This is a genomic window from Chitinimonas arctica (genome assembly GCF_007431345.1).
GTDB lineage: Bacteria > Pseudomonadota > Gammaproteobacteria > Burkholderiales > Chitinimonadaceae > Chitinimonas > Chitinimonas arctica.
In genome coordinates this window covers 1,679,665-1,700,464 of record NZ_CP041730.1, presented here as the reverse complement: position 1 = coordinate 1,700,464, position 20,800 = coordinate 1,679,665, and the positions used below count along the sequence as shown (strand labels likewise).

The following is a 20,800-nucleotide window of genomic DNA, read 5'->3' as shown; positions in this document are numbered from 1 at the left end:
AAACTGTGATGTGTTGACTGGAAGTAAGCGCGGCATCCCGTTATCTATTTGATTTTTAATGAACGTATTGCTTATTGGTGTGTCCGTCTACTTTGTTGGGCAGTGCGCTTATCGATGCAAAGCACCCAATTCGCGAATCTCTTGCGGTCAAAATTCGCTGCATCACCCGCCATTTTCCGTAGTCAAGCAACTGCTTGCTACAATTTAGTTGCGACTAACGCCGCTGAATTTGCGAGAATTACGCCCTTGATTTCTTCCGTGCACGCCACCGCAAGCGTAGTGCGGCCAGTTCTTGCTACTCTCGACGAGGTTTTTCATGCAGTTTGCGCCCCCCGCTTATATCAAACACCAAGCCCTGCTCGCCTGGGTCGCCAAGGTGGCCGCCCTTACCAAGCCTGCCGCGATCCACTGGGTCGATGGTTCGGCTGAAGAGAACGAGTCGCTGCTGGCGCAAATGGTGGCAGCCGGCACGCTGGTGAAGCTTAATCCGGCCAAGCGTCCCAACAGCTATGCCGCGTTCTCCGATCCGTCGGACGTGGCGCGCGTGGAAGACCGCACTTTCGTCTGTGCCGAGCACAAGGACGACGCCGGTCCGAACAACAACTGGATGGCCCCGGCAGAAATGCGCGGCACCTTGGACCAGCTGTTCGACGGCTGCATGGCCGGCCGTACCATGTATGTGATTCCGTTCAGCATGGGTCCGCTGGGTTCGCATATCGCCCACGTCGGTATCGAAATCACCGACTCCCCTTACGTCGTGGCCTCCATGCGCGTGATGACCCGCATGGGCCGGGCTGTCTATGACGTGCTGGGCAGCGATGGCGACTTCGTCCCCTGCGTGCACACCGTGGGCGCACCGCTGACGGCGGGCCAGGCCGATGTGGCGTGGCCGTGCAACAAGGACACCAAGTACATCGTCCATTTCCCGGAAACCCGTGAGATCTGGTCCTACGGTTCCGGCTACGGCGGCAATGCGCTGCTGGGCAAGAAATGCTTTGCCTTGCGCATCGCTTCGACCATGGGCCGTGACCAGGGCTGGCTGGCCGAACATATGCTGATTCTGGGCGTGGAAAGCCCGGCCGGCGACAAATCCTACGTGGCAGCTGCTTTCCCCAGCGCCTGTGGCAAGACCAATTTCGCCATGCTGATTCCGCCGGCCACCTACCAGGGCTGGAAGATCACCACGGTGGGCGACGATATCGCCTGGATCAAGCCCGGCGCCGACGGCCGCCTGTATGCCATCAATCCGGAAAACGGCTACTTCGGCGTGGCGCCCGGCACCTCGGTGAAGTCCAATCCGAATGCCATGGCGATGCTGCAGCAGAACGTCATCTTCACCAATGTCGCCCTGACCGATGACGGCGATGTATGGTGGGAAGGCATGAGCAAGGATGCCCCGGCGCATCTGATCGACTGGCAGGGCAAGGACTGGACGCCGGAAATCGGCCGCGAAACCGGTCGCAAGGCCGCCCATCCGAATTCGCGCTTCACCGTATCGGCCACCCAGTGCCCCTCGCTGGATGCCGCCTGGGACGATGCCAATGGCGTGCCGATCTCGGCCTTTATCTTCGGTGGCCGTCGTTCCAGCACCGTACCGCTGGTATTCGAAGCTGCCGGCTGGGACGAAGGTGTGTATATGGCCGCCACCATGGGCTCGGAAACCACCGCCGCCGCCATGGGCGCGCAGGGCCAGACCCGCCGCGATCCGTTCGCCATGCTGCCGTTTTGCGGCTATCACATGGGCGATTACTTCAAGCATTGGCTGGAAATCGGCGAGCGTGCCGAACATGCACCGCGTATTTTCTGCGTGAACTGGTTCCGTTTGGACGAAGACGGCAAGTTCCTGTGGCCAGGTTTCGGCGAGAATATGCGCGTGCTGGAATGGATGGTCGGCCGCGTGCAGGGCAAGGCGAGCGCGCGCGAAACCGTGCTGGGCTGGATGCCGGACTACGCCGATATGGATTGGCGCGGCCTGGACGAAGTCACGCCCGACCAATTCGCCAAGCTGATGGCACTGGACACCGATGCCTGGCGCAGCGAGCTGGTGCTGCACGGCGAATGGCTGGCCAAGCTGACCGATCGCCTGCCGGCCGCGCTGGCTGCCAAGCGGGCGCAGCTGAGCGAGACGCTGGCGAACTGATCGGGTTCGCTACATGCCGGCCACCCCGCGGCCGGCATGTAAACGACCCGGCCCTTGCCTGTAAATGATGGGTAGGGAAGCGAGTTCAGCGCAGGACCAATCTTTCAGTTCACCCTTCTTGATTTTTACGGACGCTGGCCCCCAAATAAAATGTTGACATAGAAGGAGCGGTCTGTCCGGGTTTGCTGTAGCGCGTCCTGGCCGTTCTCGCTTATGGTATTTCTGGATAGTTGAAGCGAATTAGGAAACGGCTTGCTTTTATTTTTCCCCAAGCCTGCCGCTAGCGCTTTGGCGCCAGGGTCGTCGATGCAGTTGTCGAACATGCTGAGATGATTAAGCGTGTTATTCTTATGGAGTGCTATACCCAATTCTACGGCTGGCAGCGTTTCGATCTGATTGGAATCAAGCGAAAGGGTGGTGAGCTGGTTGTTTTTTGGCAGTGCCAAGGCCAGCGCTGTGGCACCTACGTCACCGATTTCGCACCGGTTCAGATTGAGATAATCAAGCGGTGCATTTTGCTCAAGCACCTTGGCGAACGCCCTCGCGCCTTGCGGGCCAATTTTATTGCCAGTCAAGTCAAGGCTAACAGGATGCTTGGCTAGGCATATTACATCCGCTAACGCTTCTGCACCTGCTGCACCGATGTTGTTGTAGCCCAGGTTGAGGTGAGTAACGGAGCCGTTCTTACCAAGCGCATCGGCAAGCGCTCTCGCGCCTTCGTCGCCGATATCATTGCTTTGTAAGAAAATTGATGTGAGGTGCGTATTGTTGGCAAGCGCTGCGGCCAGTAGCTTTATATCCCCGCTATTGATTTGCTCGCTGACTAGGAAAAGCCTGGTTAGCGTGGTGTCGTTGGCATTTAAAAGGTTAATTGCTGAGAACAGTGCGGTGCGGGAAGTCGGGTGTTGATTTGAATGGCTCGGGGATGATAAGGAAGAATGGTGAGTGACGGGGGAATTAAGCATGTGTTTCCTTGAGTATTATAATAAAAAACTATAGGTGCTTTTTGTGTTGATGTGGTTTGGGTAGTAAGTAATTTCAATGCGCTAAGCACACAGATATTCGTTGGTGTGCAAGGCTGGGTTTTGCTGGTATTTATTCAATAATTTCACCTGTTAATAACAACGCAGATTCATTTTCACCTGAAAATATTTTTCATGCTTTTGTCTATAACGTGAAATTGTTGCGTTTTGTAGAGCGTAAAAACAAGCAGGCTGTAAGGAAGTGACTGAAAAAGCCAGGCTTATAATCAGTCGTTCTAAAACGCCTGTCGAACGATGGTCATCAAGAAGGGACTGCTGGATTCAGCCCGCTGCAGTTCGGCGCTACCCAGCAAGTGCGCCGCGTCCAGCTGCAGGCTGCCATCGGCGGGCGCCGGGTAGCGGCGGCTGAACCGGATACGGATCGCACCGCCACCCTGCACGCCCAAATCCAGATCGACCTCGACCGGGCAGGCCAGATCCCACGGCATGCCGCACCAGACCCGTTCGTCGCCGGCGGCAATCAGATCGCCGGCGACGGGTTCCTGTACCCAGCCGCAGCCCGCGGAGGCATGGAAGGACTGCAGCGTCAGTGCGGTCTCGCTGTGGTTCACGAGCGAGATAAAGAACTGCTGCAGCGCATCGGCATCCGCGGCTGGCTTCAAATCTTGAACTCGGCCAGTTTCTTGGGGATAGCGACGTTCTGCAGCCGCACGTAATCGGGCAGGCCATTGCGGAACGGCGGGTAGTCTTCGCCTTCGATCAGCGGCGACAGATAGCGGCGGCAGGCGTCGGTGATATGGAAGCCGTCTGCCGTGATGAAGTCGCGCGGCATGAATTTCTCGACATTGGCGACCTGGCTCAGCGGGGCTTCGGCGATATCCCAGCGATAAGGTGCGTCGCTGAGGCGGCGGATGGCGGGCATGACCGAATTCTTGCCGGCCAGGGCCATCTCGACGGCGGCCTTGCCCAGCGCATAGGCTTGCTCCACATCGGTCTTGCTGGCGATATGGCGGGCGGCGCGCTGCAGGTAGTCGGCCACGGCCCAGTGGTATTTATAGCCAAGCTTATCCTTGACCAAGCTGGCGATGGTCGGCGCGACGCCGCCCAGCTGGGCATGGCCAAAGGCGTCCTTCAGGCCGGTTTCGCTGAGGAATTTGCCGTCCTTGTTCTTGATGCCCTCGGATACGCCGATTACGCAGTGGTCGTACTTCTCCACGGTTTCCTTGACCTTGGCCAGGAAGCGTTCCTCGTCGAACTCGATTTCGGGGAACAGCAGGATATGCGGACCCTCGCCGGCGGTTTCGGCGGCCAGGCCGCAGGCAGCGGTGATCCAGCCGGCGTGGCGGCCCATCACTTCCAGGATAAAGACCTTGGTCGAGGTCTTGGACATGGAGGCGACGTCGTAGCCCGCTTCGCGGATGGAGGTGGCGACATACTTGGCGACCGAACCGAAGCCGGGGCAGCAGTCGGTGATAGGCAGGTCGTTGTCCACCGTCTTGGGCACGTGGATGGCCTGGATGGGATAGCCCATGGTTTCCGACAACTGGGCGATCTTGTAGCAGGTGTCGGCCGAATCGCCGCCGCCGTTGTAGAAGAAGTAGCCGATATCGTGGGCCTTGAAGACCTCGATCAGTCGTTCGTACTGTTCGCGATGGCTTTCCACGCTCTTGAGCTTGTAGCGGCAGGAACCGAAGGCGCCGGACGGGGTGTGCTTGAGGCGGGCGATATCCTCGGCCGATTCCAGTGAGGTGTCGATCAGGTCTTCGGTCAGCGCGCCGATGATGCCGTTGCGGCCGGCGTAGACGGTGCCGATCTTGTCGCCGTGCTGGCGGGCGGTCTCGATCACGCCGGCGGCGGACGCATTGATCACGGCGGTAACACCGCCCGATTGGGCGTAGAAGGCGTTTTTCACGGTCATGGTGAGTCTCGGGGGATGGGAAATCAGGGTTTGGGTTTGGCTGCCTCGCTGGCATGCCATTGCTTGAGTTGTTCGCGCCAGGCGGTCCAATCCTGCGGCTTGCCGGTCTCGAAACGGGTCTGCAACTGCTTGAGCACGTTGGGCCAGGCCTTCTCGAAATAGGCGCGCGCCTTGGGCCACTCGCCACCGCTGCCCCAGCCCAGGTGGCTGAGCGTCAGCTGGGTGGTTTCGCCTTGCGGGGCAAAGCGCAGCACAACCACGGTGCGTTGTTGGCGGGCCTGCGGCAGATGGGGAGGCGCATTCCAGGTGAAGGACAGCATGCGTTCCTGTTCGACCGCCAGCACCTTCATATCGTCCGCCCCTTGCAGGCCGCTGGGCGCGTAGGGATCGATAATGATATGGAATGCACCGTCAGGCCGGGCCTCGACCAGCGCTTCCGGCGCAAAAAAACTGCTGATACCCTGGCTGGTCGTCCAGGCCTTCCAGACCTCGGCAACCGGCGCCTTGACGGTGACGGCCAATTCGATGCCCTGTTCAGCCGCGTGGGCCGGAAAGGCGAGCAGACTGACAAGGCCAAGCGGCAGCAATTTTCGCATGACGGGCTCCAGCGGTCGGGAAACCGGGAATTGTAGTCGGAAACCCGGGCTTACGCCGCGCACTAAGCGACATAGAAAAGAACACTGACATATTGACAGATACTGCCACCCAGTACGAACAGGTGCCAGATCCCGTGGTAGTGCCGTACCCGCTCGTCGTTGAGGTAGAAATAGATGCCGAGGCTGTAGACCACGCCACCCGCCGCCAGCCAGGCCAGCCCGCCGGCCGGCAGGGCCGCCATCAAGGGCTTGATGGCGATCAGTACCAGCCAACCCATCACCACATACAGGATCAGCGACAGCACCCGGGTGCGCCGGCCCAGGGTCAGCTCCTGGGCGATGCCGAAGATGGCCAGGCCCCAACTCAAGCCGAACAGCAGCCAACCCCAAGTACCGCGCAGGGTGATCAAGGCGAAAGGGGTGTAGCTGCCGGCAATCAGCAGGTAGATGGCGCTATGGTCGAGCTTGCGCAGCCACGCCTTGGCGCGCGGCTGGCGAATGCTGTGATAGACGGTGGAGGCGGTATACAGCACGACCAGGGTGGCACCGTAGATGCTGAAGCTGACGATCTTCCACGGATCGCCTTGCAGGCTGGCCAGGACGACCAGGACCACCAGGCCGGTAACACTGAATATCGAGCCGATCAGATGGCTGATGCTGTTGAAGCGTTCACCGTGGTACATGGCTGCCTTCCTGTCGAGGCCCCTTCGGACCGACGTACGCGGCAATAGTTTTCCGCGCGCGCAAATGAAAACAGGCGGGAATTCCGCCTGTTTTCATTTGCCGGTACGCCTTAAGCGCCCAGCGCCTGGAAGACGCGATCACGGATGGCGTCAACCGCGCCCACGCCCGCCACCTTAATATACTTGGGTGCCTTGGCATTGCCCGACTGGGCCAGCTGGCCGTAATAGCCCACCAGGACTTCGGTTTGTTCGTGGTAGACGCCCAGGCGCTTGGTGACCACCGCTTCGCTGTCGTCATCGCGCTGGACCAGGTCGTCGCCGGTTTCGTCGTCCTTGCCGGCCACTTTGGGCGGGTTGAACTTGACGTGGTAGACCCGGCCGGAGGCGGAGTGCACGCGGCGACCGGTGATGCGCTCGACGATTTCCGAATCGGGTACGTCGATTTCAACGACGAAATCGATATCCACGCCGGCTTCCTTCAAGGCGTCGGCCTGCGGGATGGTGCGCGGGAAGCCGTCGAACAGAAAGCCGTTGGCTGCATCGGGCTGGGCGATGCGTTCCTTGACCAGTCCAATGATGATGTCGTCGCGCACCAGGCCGCCGGCGTCCATGATGGATTTGGCTTCCAGGCCCAGCGGGGTGCCGGCCTTCACGGCGGCGCGCAGCATGTCGCCGGTGGAGATTTGTGGAATACCGAACTTCTCTTTGATGAAGTTGGCTTGAGTGCCTTTGCCAGCGCCGGGGGCGCCCAACAGGATCAGTCGCATCGTGGGATTCCAGGGTGTTGGTTGATTCGTTTAAAACGGACAAGCCGCTGCCGTGCCGGCCTTGCCGGCAGCGCGGTCTTATCCGTGCAATTCTGTCCAGCGGCGGCGGACCCGTTCAAGGTCGGCCGGAGTATCCACACCCGCTTCGGGCGCATGGGAAACCTGGCTGACGCCGATGGGAAAGCCGTGCCAAAGTACGCGCAGTTGTTCCAACGCTTCGAACTGTTCGAGGGCACAGGGGGCAAGCGTGCGGTAGCGGCGTAAAAAACCGGCGCGATAGCCGTAGATGCCGATATGCCGGAAAACCGGTAGGCCGTCCGGCAATGCTTCCCGCGATTGGGTGAAGGCGTCGCGGGCATAGGGAATCGGCGCCCGGCTAAAGTAGAGGGCGCGGCTGGCCTGGTCAAGTACCAGCTTGACGACATTGGGGTTGAACATGTCCTCCGCGCCAGTAATGGCGTGGCACGCGGTGGTCATGGGCAGACTGTTGTCGCGCTGCAACATGGCGGCCACCGAGTCGATCAGGGCGGGCAGGATCAAGGGTTCGTCGCCCTGTACGTTCACGATCGCGGCTTCGTCGGGCAGGCCCAGCAGGTCGACCGCTTCGGCCAGGCGTTCGGTTCCGGAGGCATGGTCGCTACGGGTCATCAGGGCCGAATGGCCGTGTGCACGCACGCTGTCGTAGATACGGATATCGTCGGTGGCGACATGTACCGCGCTGGCGCCGCTTTTGAGCGCCTGTTCCGCCACGCGTACGATCATCGGCTTGCCGCCGATATCCGCCAGCGGCTTTTCGGGCAGCCGGCTGGACGCCATCCGGCCCGGGATCAGGGCGACAAAGCTCACTGGCCCACTTCCTCGTCCGCGGGCAGCTCGCGCGCTTCGCCTTCCAGCATGACGGGAATACCGTCCTTGATCGGATAGGCGACGCGGTCGCCGCGGCATATCAGTTCCTGACGGGCTTTGTCATGGAACAGTGGGCCCTTGCAGATCGGGCAGACCAGGATTTCAAGCAGTTTGGCGTCCATCTTTATCTTCAGTCATCAAGGTATTGAGCCGCCGGCATAGCCAGTCGGCCAGGTCGGGCGCAAACGTGGCCGCGACCGGAACAACCCAAATATTACCACTGTGCGGCAGGCTCCCTGCAGACAAAAGGGCGCGCAATTTGACCGCGTCCTTTTCGGTCGCCAGCAGGCAGTCGGCCTGGATGGAGAGCAGGTCGGCCGCCTGGTAGGCATGGTGGTCCGGGAAGGGGTATTCGCGACAGTCCAGGCCGGCGGCCTTCAGGGTGGCAAAGAAGCGGGCAGGATGGCCGATGCCGGCCAGCGCTGCCAGATCCTGCCCGGCGAAGCTCGCCAGCGGCCTGCGCTGCCCGCTATCGGCCAGGTTCCAGGCGTCGCCGGGTTCCAGTTGCATCCGGAAGCAGGCTGGGTGGGCAGGCGGGTGGTATGGGCCCTTGCCATTGATCACCAGGGCGTCGCTGCTGAAAAGACGGCCGGTAGGTTCGCGAAGCGGGCCGGCCGGCAGCAGCCAGCCGTTTTGCATGCCGCGGTTGCCGTCGATCACCACGATTTCCAGCTGGCGGGCCAGGCGGTAGTGCTGCAGGCCATCGTCGCAGAGCAAGACCTGGGTAGCGGGATGGGCGGCCAGCAAGGCCCGGCCGGCAGCGGCACGGTCGCGCCCGACAAAGACCGGGCAGGCCAGGCTGTGGGCCAGCAGCAGCGGTTCATCGCCGAATTCGGCGGCACTGCCGCCGGCAGGGACTTCGGCGACGCCTGCGATCGTCCCACCGTAGCCACGGCTGACGATGCCGGGTTTGATTCCCGCCGCCAACAGCCGCTCGGCCAGGTAGCGCACCACGGGTGTCTTGCCGGCCCCGCCTGCCGTGATATTGCCGATCACCACCACCGGTACGGGCAGCGCTGCGGCCCGCAGCCAGCCGGCGCGGTACAGCCACCGCCGCAGCCCTGCCAGCAGGCCGAACACGGCCGCCAGCGGCAGTAGCAGGCAGGCGGGAAAGCGCGATTGCCAATAAGCGGGCGTTTGCATGGCGGAGGCTCAAAAAAACATTCCCGCCGGAGCGGGAATGGGTTTGCAGGCTGCCGAGTTGGCTACTGCGGCGTTTGGGTGGCGAAGGTCAGGCGACCATAGCCCGCCATCCGGGCTGCTTCCATCACATTGATCACCGATTGGTGATTGCTGTTGCCGTCGGCATTGATTACCACCACCGGCTCCTGGCCATTGGCCAGCTTGCGCAACTCCGCCGCCAGGTTTTCCGGGCCGGTGTAATTGATGCGCTGGCCGTTGAGGGCGTAGCCGCCGCCGCTGGTGATGGCGACTTCGATTTCGAGCGGTTTGCTCTCCTGCTTCTCGGAAGTAGCGGTGGGCAGATTGATCTTCAGCTCGGCGAACTTGGAATAGGTGGTGGTCGCCATCAAAAAGATAAGGATCACCAACATCACGTCGATAAGCGGAATAAAGTTGATTTCCGGCTCTTCACGCTGCCGGCCGCGACGGAAATTCATCGCTTAGCCCCGTTCGCCGTGGATGACTTCCACCAGCTTGATCGCTTGCTGTTCCATTTCGACGATAAAGCTGTCCACGCTGGAACGGAAGTGGCGGTAGAACACCAAGGCCGGCACGGCCACGATAATGCCCAGGGCCGTGTTGTACAGTGCGACGGAGATGCCGTGCGCCAGGACGGCCGGGTTGGCGCTGCCGCTGGGCGATTGCGAACCGAAGATTTCGATCATGCCGATCACCGTGCCCAACAGGCCGAGCAAGGGCGCCGCGGTGGCGATGGTGCCCAGCGTGGTCAAGAAGCGTTCGAGGTCGTGCGCCACGGCGCGGCCGCTTTCCTCGATGGATTCCTTCATGATCTCGCGCGAGCTTTTGACATTCTTGAGCCCGGCGGCCAGTACCCGGCCCAGGGGAGAATTCGCTTGCAAACGCGACAGCATGTCGGTGGTGACGCCGCTCTGTTTCAGTTCCTGCACGGTCAGGGCAAGGAGTCTGTCGGGCAGGACTTGCGAGCGGCGCAGGCTGACCAGGCGTTCGATAATAATGGCAAGGGCGACGATAGAGGCAAAGATGATCGTATAGATCGGCCAACCGGCAGCCTGGATAATGGCGAGCATAAGGGGAGCTTGTCCTGGCAGGTGTGCAAAAAACCGCATAACTTTAGCCGTGCGCGGGGTGGCCGGCAAGCGGACTGCGTAAATACGGCTACGTAATCATTCCCATTTGCCGAAGTTCGGCCTGATCCGGTCGGAATCGCTCGGCTTGGAATGGGGTGTGGACCCATGTAGCCGATATCGGTTCCGGCAGGCGGGGGAGTGGCACCGGGCGTACGGCAAGGTGGCGAATCTGGGCGGATCACTGCCAGGCCGCGCCAAAGGAATGCGTGAGGACAGGCCGGTAAACCCTGTCATGCATCCTGGATGCAGGTCCTAGGAAAGCCTAAACGAGGTCGAATGCGGCATCGAGGCGGTTTGCGCTTGATGCGGCTGGACGCCGATGGCATTGCGCAGCGCCGATGCTTGCCTCATGGCTGGATCCCGCGCTTTCCTGGTCGGCGCAAGCGGCGGTATCGCAGCAAGCGGGTGCATTTTCAGGCCCGGTTCGCTCGGTACGACTGTCCCGCTGCTCACGGCCTTTGCCAATGGCTTTACGCCGGCGTGCTCAATATTGTTCCCTCCGAGCTTAAGCGCGAATTTCGTGGCCGTGTTGGCGGTGCGTCGGTTCCCAATGGCGGATTTTAATTCACTTGCCCCTGCGGTATCGATTCCATTGCCGGCTAGATCCAGTACTTTAAGGTTAAGGTTGTTTTTCAAGAGCCCGGCCAATGCCGCGCAGCAGCTGCCGCTTATATTTTGATTGCGCAATTCCAGCGCGTGCAGGTTCGGGTATTTCTTCAGGGCGCCGGCAAGGTATTCGATGCCTTTGTCACCGATTGGGTTGTCATTTAAAACAAGCTTCTGCAAACTGCTGCAGTGATGTGTGGACAGCGTATCGGCGAGAGATATGGCGTCTGTTTGGTCCAGCTCCGCCCCGCTGAGGTCGATCGTGACGAGGCGCTTGCCGTCACGCAGTTTGTTCAACACGTTTTCAAGTCGAATTTTATAAGGTCGCGCCTGCGCCACCCCGGTATTCTGCATAGGTAGGGGAGGATTTTTATTCAATATTTCGGCGAATAATTTCGCATTGCTTGGCCGCCATGGCACGCCACCTCGATGGGTGAAAAATTCCTTGATCGACAGCAAGGCATATTTTTGCCAGGAGATGTCAGAGTAATCGCGCGTGACAGTAAAAACCGGCTTGGTTTGCCTCTCCCGACCCTCACCATGCGCAGTCGAAGAAGGGATTTGCTTGATGATATATTTTTCGCTGCCTTCTTCTAGCGTGATTATGTCCCCATCTGCTGCTTGAAATATCTCTATCCGCTGCCTGGCTACGAATTCTTGTCTGTTCAATACTTTAATATTCATATTTTGTTCCTCCGGATCGAGGGTGTGGATGATTGGTCTGCGAGGACTCATGGGACGTCCGCTTCGCTCCGTAAGTGAATTACCTTTTACTGATTTTAGTCTTCTAGCAAAAATCCAAGATTATGGATTCTTTACAATGACCGGCTTTGCCCGAAAGGGATTCGCCTTATGCTTTCTACTTTTCCACTGGCTGCCGGCATGAATTGGCTGCGGTGGACGAGCCGGAGAGGGCTGCGGAAGCCGCTGTCGCAGGTCCAGCTAGGGGAATCCCCACTTGTGCACATTGCCTGTGGATAACTTTGTGGGTAAGGCGGTGGATTTGTCTGCGAAAGCCCATTGGGCAAGCCTTCCATTGGCCTGCTCAAAAAACCGGCTAAAAATTTATCTTCTTTTAAATCAACAATTTAAGTGTTTGCTGTAACAGAGGTGTCAAATTTGCCCGGCCGTGCTACCGTGCCGCGGACAAATGTGGATGAACCGCTGTCGAGACCAAATGAACGAACTCCTGTCAAGCCCGGCCCCGGTATGGTCGGTGAGCGAATTGAACCGGGCCGTCAAGGGCTTGTTGGAGCGCGAGCTGCCTCTGTTGTGGGTAAGCGGCGAGATTTCCAACCTTACCGTGGCGGCCAGCGGGCACTGTTATTTCTCCTTGAAGGACAACGGTGCGCAGGTGCGTTGCGTGATGTTCCGCAACCGTGCCGTGCTGTTGCCCTTCAAGCCGCGTGAAGGCATGAAGGTCGAGGCGCGCGCCGCCGTGACGCTGTACGAGGCGCGCGGCGACTACCAGCTGAATATCGAAGCGATGCGCCCAGCCGGATTGGGGGCGCTGTTCGAAGCTTTCGAAAAGCTGAAGTCCAAACTCGCCGCCGAAGGGCTGTTCGATGCGGGGCGCAAACGCGGTTTGCCTACCCAGCCTCGTGCCATCGGCCTGATCACCTCGCCCAGGGCGGCGGCCTTGCGCGATGTGCTTACCACCCTGCGCCGTCGGGCGCCGCATCTGCCTGTCGTGCTGTATCCGGTGCCGGTGCAAGGCGAGGGCGCTGCCGAGCGGATCGCGGCCATGCTGGCGCGCGCCAATGACCGCGCCGACGTGGATGTGCTGATCCTCTGCCGGGGGGGCGGCAGTATCGAGGATCTGTGGGCCTTCAACGAGGAAGTGCTCGCGCGCGCCATCGCCGCCAGCCGGATTCCGGTCGTGTGCGGCGTAGGGCATGAGACCGATTTCACCATCGCCGATTTTGTCGCCGACCTGCGGGCCGCCACACCCACGGCGGCGGCCGAGCTGGTGTCGCCCGACCGCGCGGCGCAGCAAGCCCGCCTGCTGCAATTGCAGGCAGGGCTACTGCGCGGCTTCACGCGCGTGTTGCAGACCAGGATGCAACGCCTGGACTTCCTTGGCCGCCGCCTGGTGCATCCGGGCGAACGCTTGCGGCGCCAGCGCGAAAGCATCGCCCGCGCCGAGCAGGCTTTAAGGCGCGCTGCCCAGCGCCGCCTGCAGGACTCGACCTGGCGCCTGGCGCATCTGCGCCAGCGCTACCGTGCGGCGCGGCCGCTGCCGGCCATGCGGTTGATGGAGTTGGCGGCGCTGCGGCAACGTATGCGCTTGGCGGTTCGGCGCGGCCAGGAGCGTGCCGCCGCCAATCTGGCCGTGCTGGCCGGGCGCTTCGGCGCCTTGGACCCGAGCGCCGTGCTGGCGCGTGGTTATAGCCTGGTGGAAACCGCGGATGGCTCACTGGTGCGCGATGCCGCCGAACTGCGGATGGGGCAGCGCTTGCGCTTGCGCTTTGCCCGGGGAGAGGCGGCCGCGGTGGTCAGCGATGCGCCCGTAGAGCAAGGTGATCTCTTCTAACAGGGCGGGGATTGGCTTATGCCTTGAGTAGTTCCTCGCGGCCGGCCAGCCAGCGCGCCATGTGTGCTTCCGCCACATGGGGAGAATGCTCCAGCAGCTGGACGGCTACCTCGCGCGCTTGCTCCAGCAATGCCGTATCGCGTTCCAGATCGGCGAAACGCAGCATGGGCACGCCCGACTGGCGGCTGCCCAGGAACTCGCCCGGACCGCGTATGCGCAGGTCTTCGCGGGCGATGACAAAGCCGTCGGTGCTTTCATAGATCACCTTCAGCCGCTGTTTGGCGTCTTCGCCCAGCGGGCCGTTGTAGAGCAGCACGCAGCTCGACTCCAACGCGCCGCGACCCACGCGGCCGCGCAATTGATGCAATTGCGCCAGCCCCATGCGCTCGGCGTGCTCGATCACCATCAGGCTGGCATTGGCGACATCCACCCCCACCTCGATCACGGTGGTGGCCACCAGCACCTGCAGATCGTTGCGGCTGAAAGCCGCCATGATCTCGGCCTTTTCGGCGGGTTTCAGGCGTCCATGCACCAGTCCCACCTGAAATTCCGGCAGCGCCTCCGACAGCGCCGCATGGGTATCGATGGCGGTTTGCAGCTGCAGGGTTTCCGATTCTTCGATCAGGGGGCAGACCCAATAGGCCTGGTGCCCCTCGCTCGCCACCTTGCGGACAAACTCGACCATTTCGTCGCGGCGGGCCTCGCTGACCAGGCGGGTCTTGATCGGGCTGCGTCCGGGCGGCAATTCATCGATCACGCTGACATCCAGGTCGGCGTAGAAACTCATGGCCAGGGTGCGTGGAATCGGTGTGGCGGACATCATCAGCTGATGCGGCGATCCGCCCTTGCCGCGCAGCGCCAGGCGTTGGTGAACACCGAAGCGGTGCTGTTCATCGACGATGGCCAAGCCCAACTGGGCAAATGCGACCGACTCCTGGAACAGGGCATGGGTACCCACCGCCAAGCGGGCCGCACCGCTTTCCACCTGGGCAATGGCGGCCAATTTGGCCTTGGGGCGCAGCGAGCCCGCCAGCCAGGCGACTTCGATGCCCAAGGGCGCCAGCCAGGTAGAGAGCTTCTTGTAGTGCTGCTCGGCCAGGATTTCGGTGGGGGCCATCAACGCCGCCTGGTAGCCTGCTTCGATGGCATCCAAGGCGGCCAGCGCCGCCACGATGGTCTTGCCGGCGCCCACATCGCCTTGCAGCAAGCGCTGCATCGGATGGGGCGACGCCATGTCGTGGCGTATCTCGGCCAATACCCGCTGCTGCGCACCGGTCAGGCCGAAGGGCAGGCTGTCGGTCAGGCGGCCGGCCATTTCCCCGGCCACGCGCAGTACCGGTGCAGTCTGCTCGCGCCGGCGCCGGTAGGCCAGCCGCATGGAGAGCTGCTGGGCCAGCAGTTCGTCGAATTTAAGCCTTAGCCAGGCGGGATGGATACGTTCGCTGAGCTGTTGCTGAGCGATATCCGGGGTGGGGTGGTGGAGCAATTGCACGGCGGCGCCGAACGGCATCAGGGCCAGGTCGCGCAATAAGGGCGCCGGTAGGGTATCGCTCAGGTCGCATTGCTGCAGGGCTTGGCCGATCAGCTTGCGCAGGGCGGGTTGATTCAGTCCGCTCACGGTGGAATAGACCGGTGTCAGCGATTCGGCCAAGGCACTGTTGTCACCTACATTGCGGACCTTGGGATGCACCATCTCGTCGCCGAAATAGCCGCGCCGGATTTCGCCCAGCAGCCGCACCCGCCGGCCCAGCGCCAGCTGTTGCTGCTGGTTGGGATAGAAATTGATCAGGCGTACGAACAATTCGCCGCTGCCGTCCTCGATCCGCGCCACCAGCTGGCGGCGGGGGCGGAAGGTGACCTCGGCATGTACCACCTCGCCTTCCACCAGCACGGGCGAGCCCAGCGGTGCATCGGCGATGGTGAAAAGATGCGTCTCGTCCTCGTAGCGCAAGGGCAGGTGCAGTACCAGGTCGAACGGCCGTTGCAGGCCCAGCTTGGCGAACCGGGCGAGGGTGGCTTTGGGCAGGGTGGCAAAATCGAGCTTCATGGGCTCCCTTATCCGGCGAAGGTCATAAATGGGTCGCCGTGATGCTGTCCACGCTTGCCGAATGGGCCGCGCAGCGCCAGCGGATATTGAACTCATAGAGTGTCATGCCGTATTCCCGTTCCGGATCGTCGGCATAGCCAGGGCGCGGGTCTTGCGCCAATACCTCTTCGATCAGCGCCCGCAAGCGCGGATAGCGCGCTGCCGCTGCCTGCAGGGCGGCCTCCGCCGCCGCCGAGAAGCTGACGCGCAACGGTTGCGTGCCGGCGTCGGCGTAACCGTTGGAGGCGTCGCCGATCGCATCCGCATAGGCCAGGTAGGGCTTGATATCGAAGATGGGCGTGCCATCCAGCAGGTCGGCGCCGCCCACGTGTATGCGCACCCCCTGGTCGGTATCGATGCGGACCAGCTTGGCCACCGACAGGCCGATGGGATTGGGCCGGAACGTGGAGCGGCTGGCGAATACCCCCAGGCGCTGATTGCCGCCCAGCTTGGGAGGCCGCACCGTGGGCCGCCAGCCTTGCGCGGCAGTCTGATGGAAGGCGAACAAGAGCCAGACATGGCTGAATTGTTCCAGCCCGCGTACGGCGTCGGACTGGTCATAGGGTGGCAGCAGCAGCACGCTGGCTTCGGCCGAAGGACAAAGGCCGGGTTGGCGGGGAATGGCGAATTTTTCCTTGAAGCAGCTTTCGACCACACCGATGGGCTGCATGGACCAGCTGTTCATGGCGAGGTCTCCAATAGCGCGGCCAACCGGCTCCGCTGTGTTTCGTCCAGGGCGGCGAGTTGCAGCGCCACCCGGCCCAAGGCCAGGTAGGTATCGGCGACCGCCGGGTCGAACTGGCGGACGGCGGCCAATTGACGGGCCACGGTGCCGGTGTCGCCTCGGGCGATCGGACCGGTCAGTGCTGCGTCGGTGGGCAGGCGGTCGAGATTGGCCAGGCTGCCATCCACCAGCGGGCGCAACGCCCGCCAAGCCTGTTCGCGCGTCAGCCCGGCCATGCTCATGCAGCGCAGTGCGGTTTCCATCAGGGCGACCAGATCGTTGCACGCCAGCACGGCGCCGGCATGGTACAGCGTCTTGTTTTCGGCCTTGAGGCTGAAACATTGCCCGGCTATACCTTCGAATAGCGCGACCAGCTTGCTCACCGCCTCGGCGTTGCCTTCGCAGCCGCAATAGGTACCGGCAAAATCGGTGATGGCGTGGGCCGGTTGCGCGAACGATTTGAGCGGGTGAATGCTGGCCAGCAGTTGCGATCGCGTCCGCAGCGGCGCCAGCAGTTCGCTGCTCAGCGCGCCGCTGGCATGGAACACCACATCGCCGCCGCCGATGAGGGAGTGCCTGCTTAGCGCGGTCACGATTTCCGCTAATTTATCGTCCGGGGTGGCGATCAGCGTAAAGTCGGCGGGCGGCAGTTCAGCCAGCGTCATGGCCTGCCCTGCGCCGATAAAGGCAATGGCGTCTTGCGCGGAGCCGGCTTGGCGGGCGACCACGCCGGCAATGCGCAGTAGCCCGGCATCGTGCCAAAGCCGGGCGAGGCTGCGGCCAAGGCGGCCGGGGCCAATCAGATTGAGACTGGGGAGGAGCATAAGGGCGGGAACCAAAGACGACAGCGGATTATCGCATGCAGGACAGAGCCTGCCGCGGTAACCCGCGCGCCGAGCGTGTTCCTGCTGTGGATAAGTCCGCTTCGCCTGCTTCGGCGACCACCGTGCCCCCTTGGAAGTGGCTGTTTACGAAAGGCCTCACACCCGCTGTAGCCTTCGCATATAATTCCAACGTCATCGCCGTTACGCATTTTCGGAGTCACTTATGAAGCTGTCCGCACTTATCACCCTGGGCTTGGCCTTGGCGTTGCCCATGGCCCATGCCGCCAAGGTCTATTCATGGAAAGACGCGAGCGGCAACGTCGTGTTTTCCGACCAGCCGCAGCCCGGTCAAAAGGCCGATGTGAAAGATGTCAAAGGCAATGTGGTGCAAACCAGCGGGGGGAATTTCATTACCCGCGAAGCCGTCCGCAAGAACCCGGTCACCCTTTGGATCAATAACTGCGGCGATGCTTGCGACAGCGCCCGCACCATGTTGGCCAAGCGCGGCGTGCCGTATTCGCTGCGCAATCCACAAGCCAGCACGGCCGATTACGACCAGTTGAAAAAGCTGACCGGCGAAGCCATGGTGCCGTCGCTGCAAGTCGGCGAGAGCACGCTCAAGGGCTTTAGCGAGTCGGCTTGGGCAGCTGCGCTGGATTCGGGCGGTTATGCCAAGTCTGGCGATCCCACCCTGAAGGGCCAGCAACCCGCTGCCGCCGCAGCGCCTGCGCCGGCCGGGACAGCTCCGCAGCCCGCCGCCAAGAAGCCCTGAGCGATGGTCTGACCTCACCTGAACGGCGGCTCACCCCGCCGTTTTTGCATGGCTCGTCCGTTTGTCCCCGCTGGGCGCCGTGCGTAATTTTTTCGGCATCACCGCTGGCGTCTTCCCGGAAATCAGACAAAATTGCCCAAATGCCCGCCCTGCGCTTGCCTGGCCGGGCGCGCCCGCATTCGGGCTCAAACACCAACCGGATAAGTCACGTCATGCAAATTGCCACCTGGAACGTCAATTCCCTCAAGGTTCGCCTGCCGCAGGTACTCGACTGGCTGGCGGCCAGGCCGGAAGTGACGGTGCTGGCGCTGCAGGAGACCAAGCAGGAAGACCACGCCTTTCCGCGCGCCGAGATCGAGGCAGCCGGTTTCCATGTCGCCTTCACCGGCCAGAAAACCTATAACGGCGTGGCCTTGATAGCGCGCTCGCCGCTGTCCGATGTGCAACTCAACTTGCCCAATTTCACCGATCCACAAAAACGCGTGATCGCCGCCACGGTGGACGGCGTACGGGTGATTGGCGCCTATGTGGTGAATGGGCAGGCGCTCGATTCGGAAAAGTATCCGTACAAGCTGGCCTGGCTGGACGCCCTGATCGCCTGGGTGGGCGAAGAGCTGGCCCGCCATCCTCGCCTGGCCCTGGTCGGCGACTACAACATCGCGCCGGATGACCGGGATGTCCACGATCCGGCCAAATGGGCCGGCGATGTGTTGGTCAGCCCACCGGAGCGCGAGCGCTTCCAGCAACTGCTTGGCTTGGGGCTGGTGGATAGTTTCCGTCTGTTCGAACAGCCGGAAAAGCTGTTCAGCTGGTGGGATTACCGTGCGGCGGGCTTCCGGCGCAATGCCGGTCTGCGCATCGACCATGTCCTGCTGTCGGCACCCCTTGCGGCGATCTGCAGCGCCTGCGAGATCGATCTCGAACCACGCCGCCACGAGCGGCCCAGCGACCATGCGCCGGTCGTGGCGACCCTGCGTACTTAGCAGCATCGGCACCACAGCAGGTCTTTGGTAATTTGAACATACCAATTGGTATGTTTATAGTGGGGCATCACCGCCAAGATGGTGCCCACTCTGGAGAACCCATGAAAAGCATGCTCGCCGCCGCCGTAGCCGGTGCATTTGCCCTGATGCCGGCCTATGCCGCCGAATCGCCGCACATCCCGCTGCAGGATTTCTTCAAGAATCCGGAAAAGACCAATTTCAGGATTTCGCCCAACGGCAAGTTCATTTCGTTTACCCAGCCGTTCGAGAACCGCCTCAATGTGCATGTGATGAAGCCAGGTGGCGAGGCGAAGCGGGTGACATCGGTGACGGATCGCGATATCCGCAATTACGGCTGGAAGGGCAACGATCATCTGCTGTACGTGAAGGACAACGGCGGCGACGAGAATTTCCACCTCTATGTGGTGGACCGCGAGGGCAAGACGACCCGCGACATGACGCCGTTCGGCAAGGTACGGGCCGAAATCATCGATGAGCTGGACGACCATCCGACCGATGTCTTGATTGGCCTGAACAAGCGCAATCCGGAGGTCTTCGATGCCTATCGGCTGAATATCAAGACCGGCAAATTGAAAATGGTGGCGGAAAACCCCGGCAATATCACCCAATGGACCACCGATCACCTGGGGCGCATCCGGGCGGCGGTCAGTACCGATGGCGTGAACAGCTCGCTGCTGTATCGCACCGACGAAAAATCGCCCTTCAAGGTGGTGCTGACCACCAGTTTCAAGGAGCAGCTGGAACCCCTGCTGTTCACCTTCGACAATAAACGTCTCTACGTTGCGTCGAATCTCAATCGCGACAAGCAGGCCATCGTCGAACTGGACCCACGCACCGGTAAGGAAGTGAAGGTGGTGTTCCAACGGGACGACGTGGATGTGGATAAGCTGGCCTACTCGGAAAAGCGCAAGGTGTTGACCAGCTCGACCTTCGAAACCTGGAAGGAGCAGACGCACTTCTTCGATGCGCAGACCAAGGCCATGGTGGAAAAGCTGCAGGCCAAACTGCCCGGCTATGAGATCCGCCTGGAAAGCGACAAGAGTGAGCAGAACTGGATCGTTTCCACCTGGAATGACCGCACCCGCGGCGCGCGTTACTTCTACGAGAGCAAGACCGGCCGCCTGGAAAAGCTGGCGGAGGTGACACCCTGGCTGCCCGAAGCGCAGATGGCCAAGGTGCAGCCTATTGAATACAAGAGCCGCGACGGCCTCACCATCCATGGCTATTTGACCGTACCGTCCGGCCGCGAGAGCAAGAACCTGCCCGTTATCGTCAATCCCCATGGCGGACCGTGGGCCCGCGATAGCTGGGGCTTCAATCCGGAAGTGCAATTCCTGGCCAATCGCGGCTATGCGGTATTGCAGATGAACTTCCGTGGCTCCACCGGCTACGGCAAGGCTTTCTGGCAGGCATCGTTCAAGCAGTGGGGCAAGGCCATGCAGGACGATGTTAGCGATGGCGTCGATTACCTCGTCAAGCAAGGTACCGCCGATCCGAAACGGATCTGCATCTACGGCAGCAGCTACGGCGGCTATGCCACTTTGGCCGGCGTGGCCTTTACCCCGGACCTGTACGCATGCGCGGTGGACAATGTCGGCGTCAGCAACCTGTTTACCTTCATGAAGACCATTCCGCCATACTGGAAACACTACCTCGAGCAGGTGCACGAAATGGTGGGCGACCCGGAAAAGGACAAGGCACAGATGGAAGCGGCTTCGCCGGTCTTCCATGTGGACAAGATCAAAGCGCCTCTATTGGTCTTGCAGGGCGCCAAGGATCCGCGCGTGAATATCGCCGAATCCGATCAGATCGTGGCTGCACTCAAGCAACGTGGCGTGGACGTGGAATACATCGTCAAGGAAAACGAGGGCCACGGCTTCCGCAACCAGGAAAATCGTTTTGAAGCGTATGAGGCGATGGAGAAGTTCTTCAAAAAGCACCTGGGTACTTAGTTGGAACGAGAAACA

At 61.4% G+C, this 20,800-nt stretch carries 20 protein-coding genes; 5 read left to right on the top strand and 15 right to left on the bottom strand.

Annotated features, from left to right (window positions below):
- Positions 1 to 316: 316 nt before the first annotated feature.
- The gene (locus tag FNU76_RS07600; RefSeq protein WP_144277634.1) at positions 317 to 2,140 is read left to right on the top strand and encodes a phosphoenolpyruvate carboxykinase (GTP); all 1,824 of its coding nucleotides are present in this window, start codon (positions 317 to 319) and stop codon (positions 2,138 to 2,140) included.
- Between the two features lie 125 nt (positions 2,141 to 2,265).
- Here the strand turns inward: FNU76_RS07600 and FNU76_RS07595 are convergent, their stop codons facing one another.
- The 12 genes from FNU76_RS07595 to FNU76_RS07540 all read right to left on the bottom strand — a co-directional run bounded on the left by FNU76_RS07595 (position 2,266) and on the right by FNU76_RS07540 (position 11,574).
- Entirely contained in the window at positions 2,266 to 3,105 is an 840-nt protein-coding gene (locus FNU76_RS07595; protein ID WP_144277633.1) for a leucine-rich repeat domain-containing protein, read from the bottom strand.
- A gap of 293 nt (positions 3,106 to 3,398) precedes the next feature.
- The gene (locus FNU76_RS07590) at positions 3,399 to 3,785 is read right to left on the bottom strand and encodes a hypothetical protein (protein WP_144277632.1); all 387 of its coding nucleotides are present in this window, start codon (positions 3,783 to 3,785) and stop codon (positions 3,399 to 3,401) included.
- Positions 3,782 to 5,041: a 6-phosphofructokinase gene (locus FNU76_RS07585; RefSeq protein ID WP_144277631.1), complete on the bottom strand. Its 1,260-nt coding sequence runs from the start codon at positions 5,039 to 5,041 to the stop codon at positions 3,782 to 3,784. The genes FNU76_RS07590 and FNU76_RS07585 overlap by 4 nt, the downstream gene beginning before the upstream one ends.
- Positions 5,042 to 5,064: 23 nt before the next feature.
- Entirely contained in the window at positions 5,065 to 5,637 is a 573-nt protein-coding gene (locus FNU76_RS07580; protein ID WP_144277630.1) for an SRPBCC family protein, read from the bottom strand.
- Positions 5,638 to 5,699: 62 nt separating this feature from the next.
- Entirely contained in the window at positions 5,700 to 6,320 is a 621-nt protein-coding gene (gene trhA / locus FNU76_RS07575; RefSeq protein WP_144277629.1) for a PAQR family membrane homeostasis protein TrhA, read from the bottom strand.
- Between the two features lie 110 nt (positions 6,321 to 6,430).
- A complete protein-coding gene (gene adk / locus FNU76_RS07570) occupies positions 6,431 to 7,087 on the bottom strand; it encodes an adenylate kinase (protein WP_144277628.1) in 657 nt (218 codons plus the stop codon).
- 78 nt (positions 7,088 to 7,165) lie between these two features.
- A complete protein-coding gene (gene kdsB, locus FNU76_RS07565) occupies positions 7,166 to 7,933 on the bottom strand; it encodes a 3-deoxy-manno-octulosonate cytidylyltransferase (protein ID WP_179958389.1) in 768 nt (255 codons plus the stop codon).
- Entirely contained in the window at positions 7,930 to 8,115 is a 186-nt protein-coding gene (locus FNU76_RS07560; protein ID WP_144277626.1) for a Trm112 family protein, read from the bottom strand. Before FNU76_RS07560 ends, kdsB begins: the two co-directional genes overlap by 4 nt.
- Positions 8,096 to 9,136, bottom strand: coding sequence for a tetraacyldisaccharide 4'-kinase (gene lpxK / locus FNU76_RS07555; protein WP_144277625.1), 1,041 nt, complete (start codon positions 9,134 to 9,136; stop codon positions 8,096 to 8,098). The genes FNU76_RS07560 and lpxK overlap by 20 nt, the downstream gene beginning before the upstream one ends.
- 62 nt (positions 9,137 to 9,198) lie before the next feature.
- Positions 9,199 to 9,612, bottom strand: coding sequence for an ExbD/TolR family protein (locus FNU76_RS07550; protein ID WP_144277624.1), 414 nt, complete (start codon positions 9,610 to 9,612; stop codon positions 9,199 to 9,201).
- Positions 9,613 to 9,615: 3 nt separating this feature from the next.
- Positions 9,616 to 10,224 (bottom strand): MotA/TolQ/ExbB proton channel family protein, encoded by a 609-nt coding sequence (locus FNU76_RS07545; protein ID WP_144277623.1) that lies wholly within the window; start codon positions 10,222 to 10,224, stop codon positions 9,616 to 9,618.
- A gap of 312 nt (positions 10,225 to 10,536) precedes the next feature.
- Positions 10,537 to 11,574: a leucine-rich repeat domain-containing protein gene (locus tag FNU76_RS07540; protein ID WP_179958388.1), complete on the bottom strand. Its 1,038-nt coding sequence runs from the start codon at positions 11,572 to 11,574 to the stop codon at positions 10,537 to 10,539.
- A 493-nt stretch (positions 11,575 to 12,067) separates the two neighbouring features.
- Here FNU76_RS07540 and xseA point away from each other — a divergent pair, with 493 nt between their 5' ends.
- Positions 12,068 to 13,423, top strand: coding sequence for an exodeoxyribonuclease VII large subunit (xseA, locus tag FNU76_RS07535; RefSeq protein ID WP_144277621.1), 1,356 nt, complete (start codon positions 12,068 to 12,070; stop codon positions 13,421 to 13,423).
- 16 nt (positions 13,424 to 13,439) lie between these two features.
- On the opposite strand, the gene recG is transcribed toward xseA, so the two are convergent.
- The 3 genes from recG to FNU76_RS07520 are packed head-to-tail and all read right to left on the bottom strand — an operon-like array spanning position 13,440 to position 17,057.
- Positions 13,440 to 15,470 (bottom strand): ATP-dependent DNA helicase RecG, encoded by a 2,031-nt coding sequence (gene recG, locus FNU76_RS07530; protein ID WP_144277620.1) that lies wholly within the window; start codon positions 15,468 to 15,470, stop codon positions 13,440 to 13,442.
- 22 nt (positions 15,471 to 15,492) lie between these two features.
- Entirely contained in the window at positions 15,493 to 16,194 is a 702-nt protein-coding gene (gene tsaA, locus FNU76_RS07525) for a tRNA (N6-threonylcarbamoyladenosine(37)-N6)-methyltransferase TrmO (protein WP_144277619.1), read from the bottom strand.
- A complete protein-coding gene (locus FNU76_RS07520; RefSeq protein ID WP_144277618.1) occupies positions 16,191 to 17,057 on the bottom strand; it encodes a Rossmann-like and DUF2520 domain-containing protein in 867 nt (288 codons plus the stop codon). The genes tsaA and FNU76_RS07520 overlap by 4 nt, the downstream gene beginning before the upstream one ends.
- Before the next feature lie 223 nt (positions 17,058 to 17,280).
- Here FNU76_RS07520 and FNU76_RS07515 point away from each other — a divergent pair, with 223 nt between their 5' ends.
- From FNU76_RS07515 to FNU76_RS07505, 3 genes are all read left to right on the top strand, one after another.
- Entirely contained in the window at positions 17,281 to 17,829 is a 549-nt protein-coding gene (locus FNU76_RS07515) for a glutaredoxin family protein (RefSeq protein ID WP_144277617.1), read from the top strand.
- A gap of 212 nt (positions 17,830 to 18,041) precedes the next feature.
- The gene (gene xth, locus FNU76_RS07510) at positions 18,042 to 18,812 is read left to right on the top strand and encodes an exodeoxyribonuclease III (protein ID WP_144277616.1); all 771 of its coding nucleotides are present in this window, start codon (positions 18,042 to 18,044) and stop codon (positions 18,810 to 18,812) included.
- A gap of 101 nt (positions 18,813 to 18,913) precedes the next feature.
- Positions 18,914 to 20,785, top strand: coding sequence for a S9 family peptidase (locus FNU76_RS07505; protein WP_144277615.1), 1,872 nt, complete (start codon positions 18,914 to 18,916; stop codon positions 20,783 to 20,785).
- Positions 20,786 to 20,800: the final 15 nt, after the last annotated feature.

Bases quoted from the DNA above. Each gene is read 5' to 3' on its own strand.
- FNU76_RS07600 (WP_144277634.1), top strand. From the start codon at position 317: ATGCAGTTTGCGCCCCCCGCTTATATCAAACACCAAGCCCTGCTCGCC.
- xth (WP_144277616.1), top strand. From the start codon at position 18,042: ATGCAAATTGCCACCTGGAACGTCAATTCCCTCAAGGTTCGCCTGCCG.
- FNU76_RS07540 (WP_179958388.1), bottom strand. From the start codon at position 11,574: ATGAATATTAAAGTATTGAACAGACAAGAATTCGTAGCCAGGCAGCGG.
- tsaA (WP_144277619.1), bottom strand. From the start codon at position 16,194: ATGAACAGCTGGTCCATGCAGCCCATCGGTGTGGTCGAAAGCTGCTTC.
- FNU76_RS07595 (WP_144277633.1), bottom strand. From the start codon at position 3,105: ATGCTTAATTCCCCCGTCACTCACCATTCTTCCTTATCATCCCCGAGC.
- xseA (WP_144277621.1), top strand. From the start codon at position 12,068: ATGAACGAACTCCTGTCAAGCCCGGCCCCGGTATGGTCGGTGAGCGAA.
- FNU76_RS07585 (WP_144277631.1), bottom strand. From the start codon at position 5,041: ATGACCGTGAAAAACGCCTTCTACGCCCAATCGGGCGGTGTTACCGCC.
- lpxK (WP_144277625.1), bottom strand. From the start codon at position 9,136: ATGCAAACGCCCGCTTATTGGCAATCGCGCTTTCCCGCCTGCCTGCTA.
- adk (WP_144277628.1), bottom strand. From the start codon at position 7,087: ATGCGACTGATCCTGTTGGGCGCCCCCGGCGCTGGCAAAGGCACTCAA.
- FNU76_RS07505 (WP_144277615.1), top strand. From the start codon at position 18,914: ATGAAAAGCATGCTCGCCGCCGCCGTAGCCGGTGCATTTGCCCTGATG.
- recG (WP_144277620.1), bottom strand. From the start codon at position 15,470: ATGAAGCTCGATTTTGCCACCCTGCCCAAAGCCACCCTCGCCCGGTTC.
- FNU76_RS07545 (WP_144277623.1), bottom strand. From the start codon at position 10,224: ATGCTCGCCATTATCCAGGCTGCCGGTTGGCCGATCTATACGATCATC.
- FNU76_RS07520 (WP_144277618.1), bottom strand. From the start codon at position 17,057: ATGCTCCTCCCCAGTCTCAATCTGATTGGCCCCGGCCGCCTTGGCCGC.
- FNU76_RS07580 (WP_144277630.1), bottom strand. From the start codon at position 5,637: ATGCGAAAATTGCTGCCGCTTGGCCTTGTCAGTCTGCTCGCCTTTCCG.
- FNU76_RS07515 (WP_144277617.1), top strand. From the start codon at position 17,281: ATGAAGCTGTCCGCACTTATCACCCTGGGCTTGGCCTTGGCGTTGCCC.
- FNU76_RS07560 (WP_144277626.1), bottom strand. From the start codon at position 8,115: ATGGACGCCAAACTGCTTGAAATCCTGGTCTGCCCGATCTGCAAGGGC.
- trhA (WP_144277629.1), bottom strand. From the start codon at position 6,320: ATGTACCACGGTGAACGCTTCAACAGCATCAGCCATCTGATCGGCTCG.
- FNU76_RS07550 (WP_144277624.1), bottom strand. From the start codon at position 9,612: ATGAATTTCCGTCGCGGCCGGCAGCGTGAAGAGCCGGAAATCAACTTT.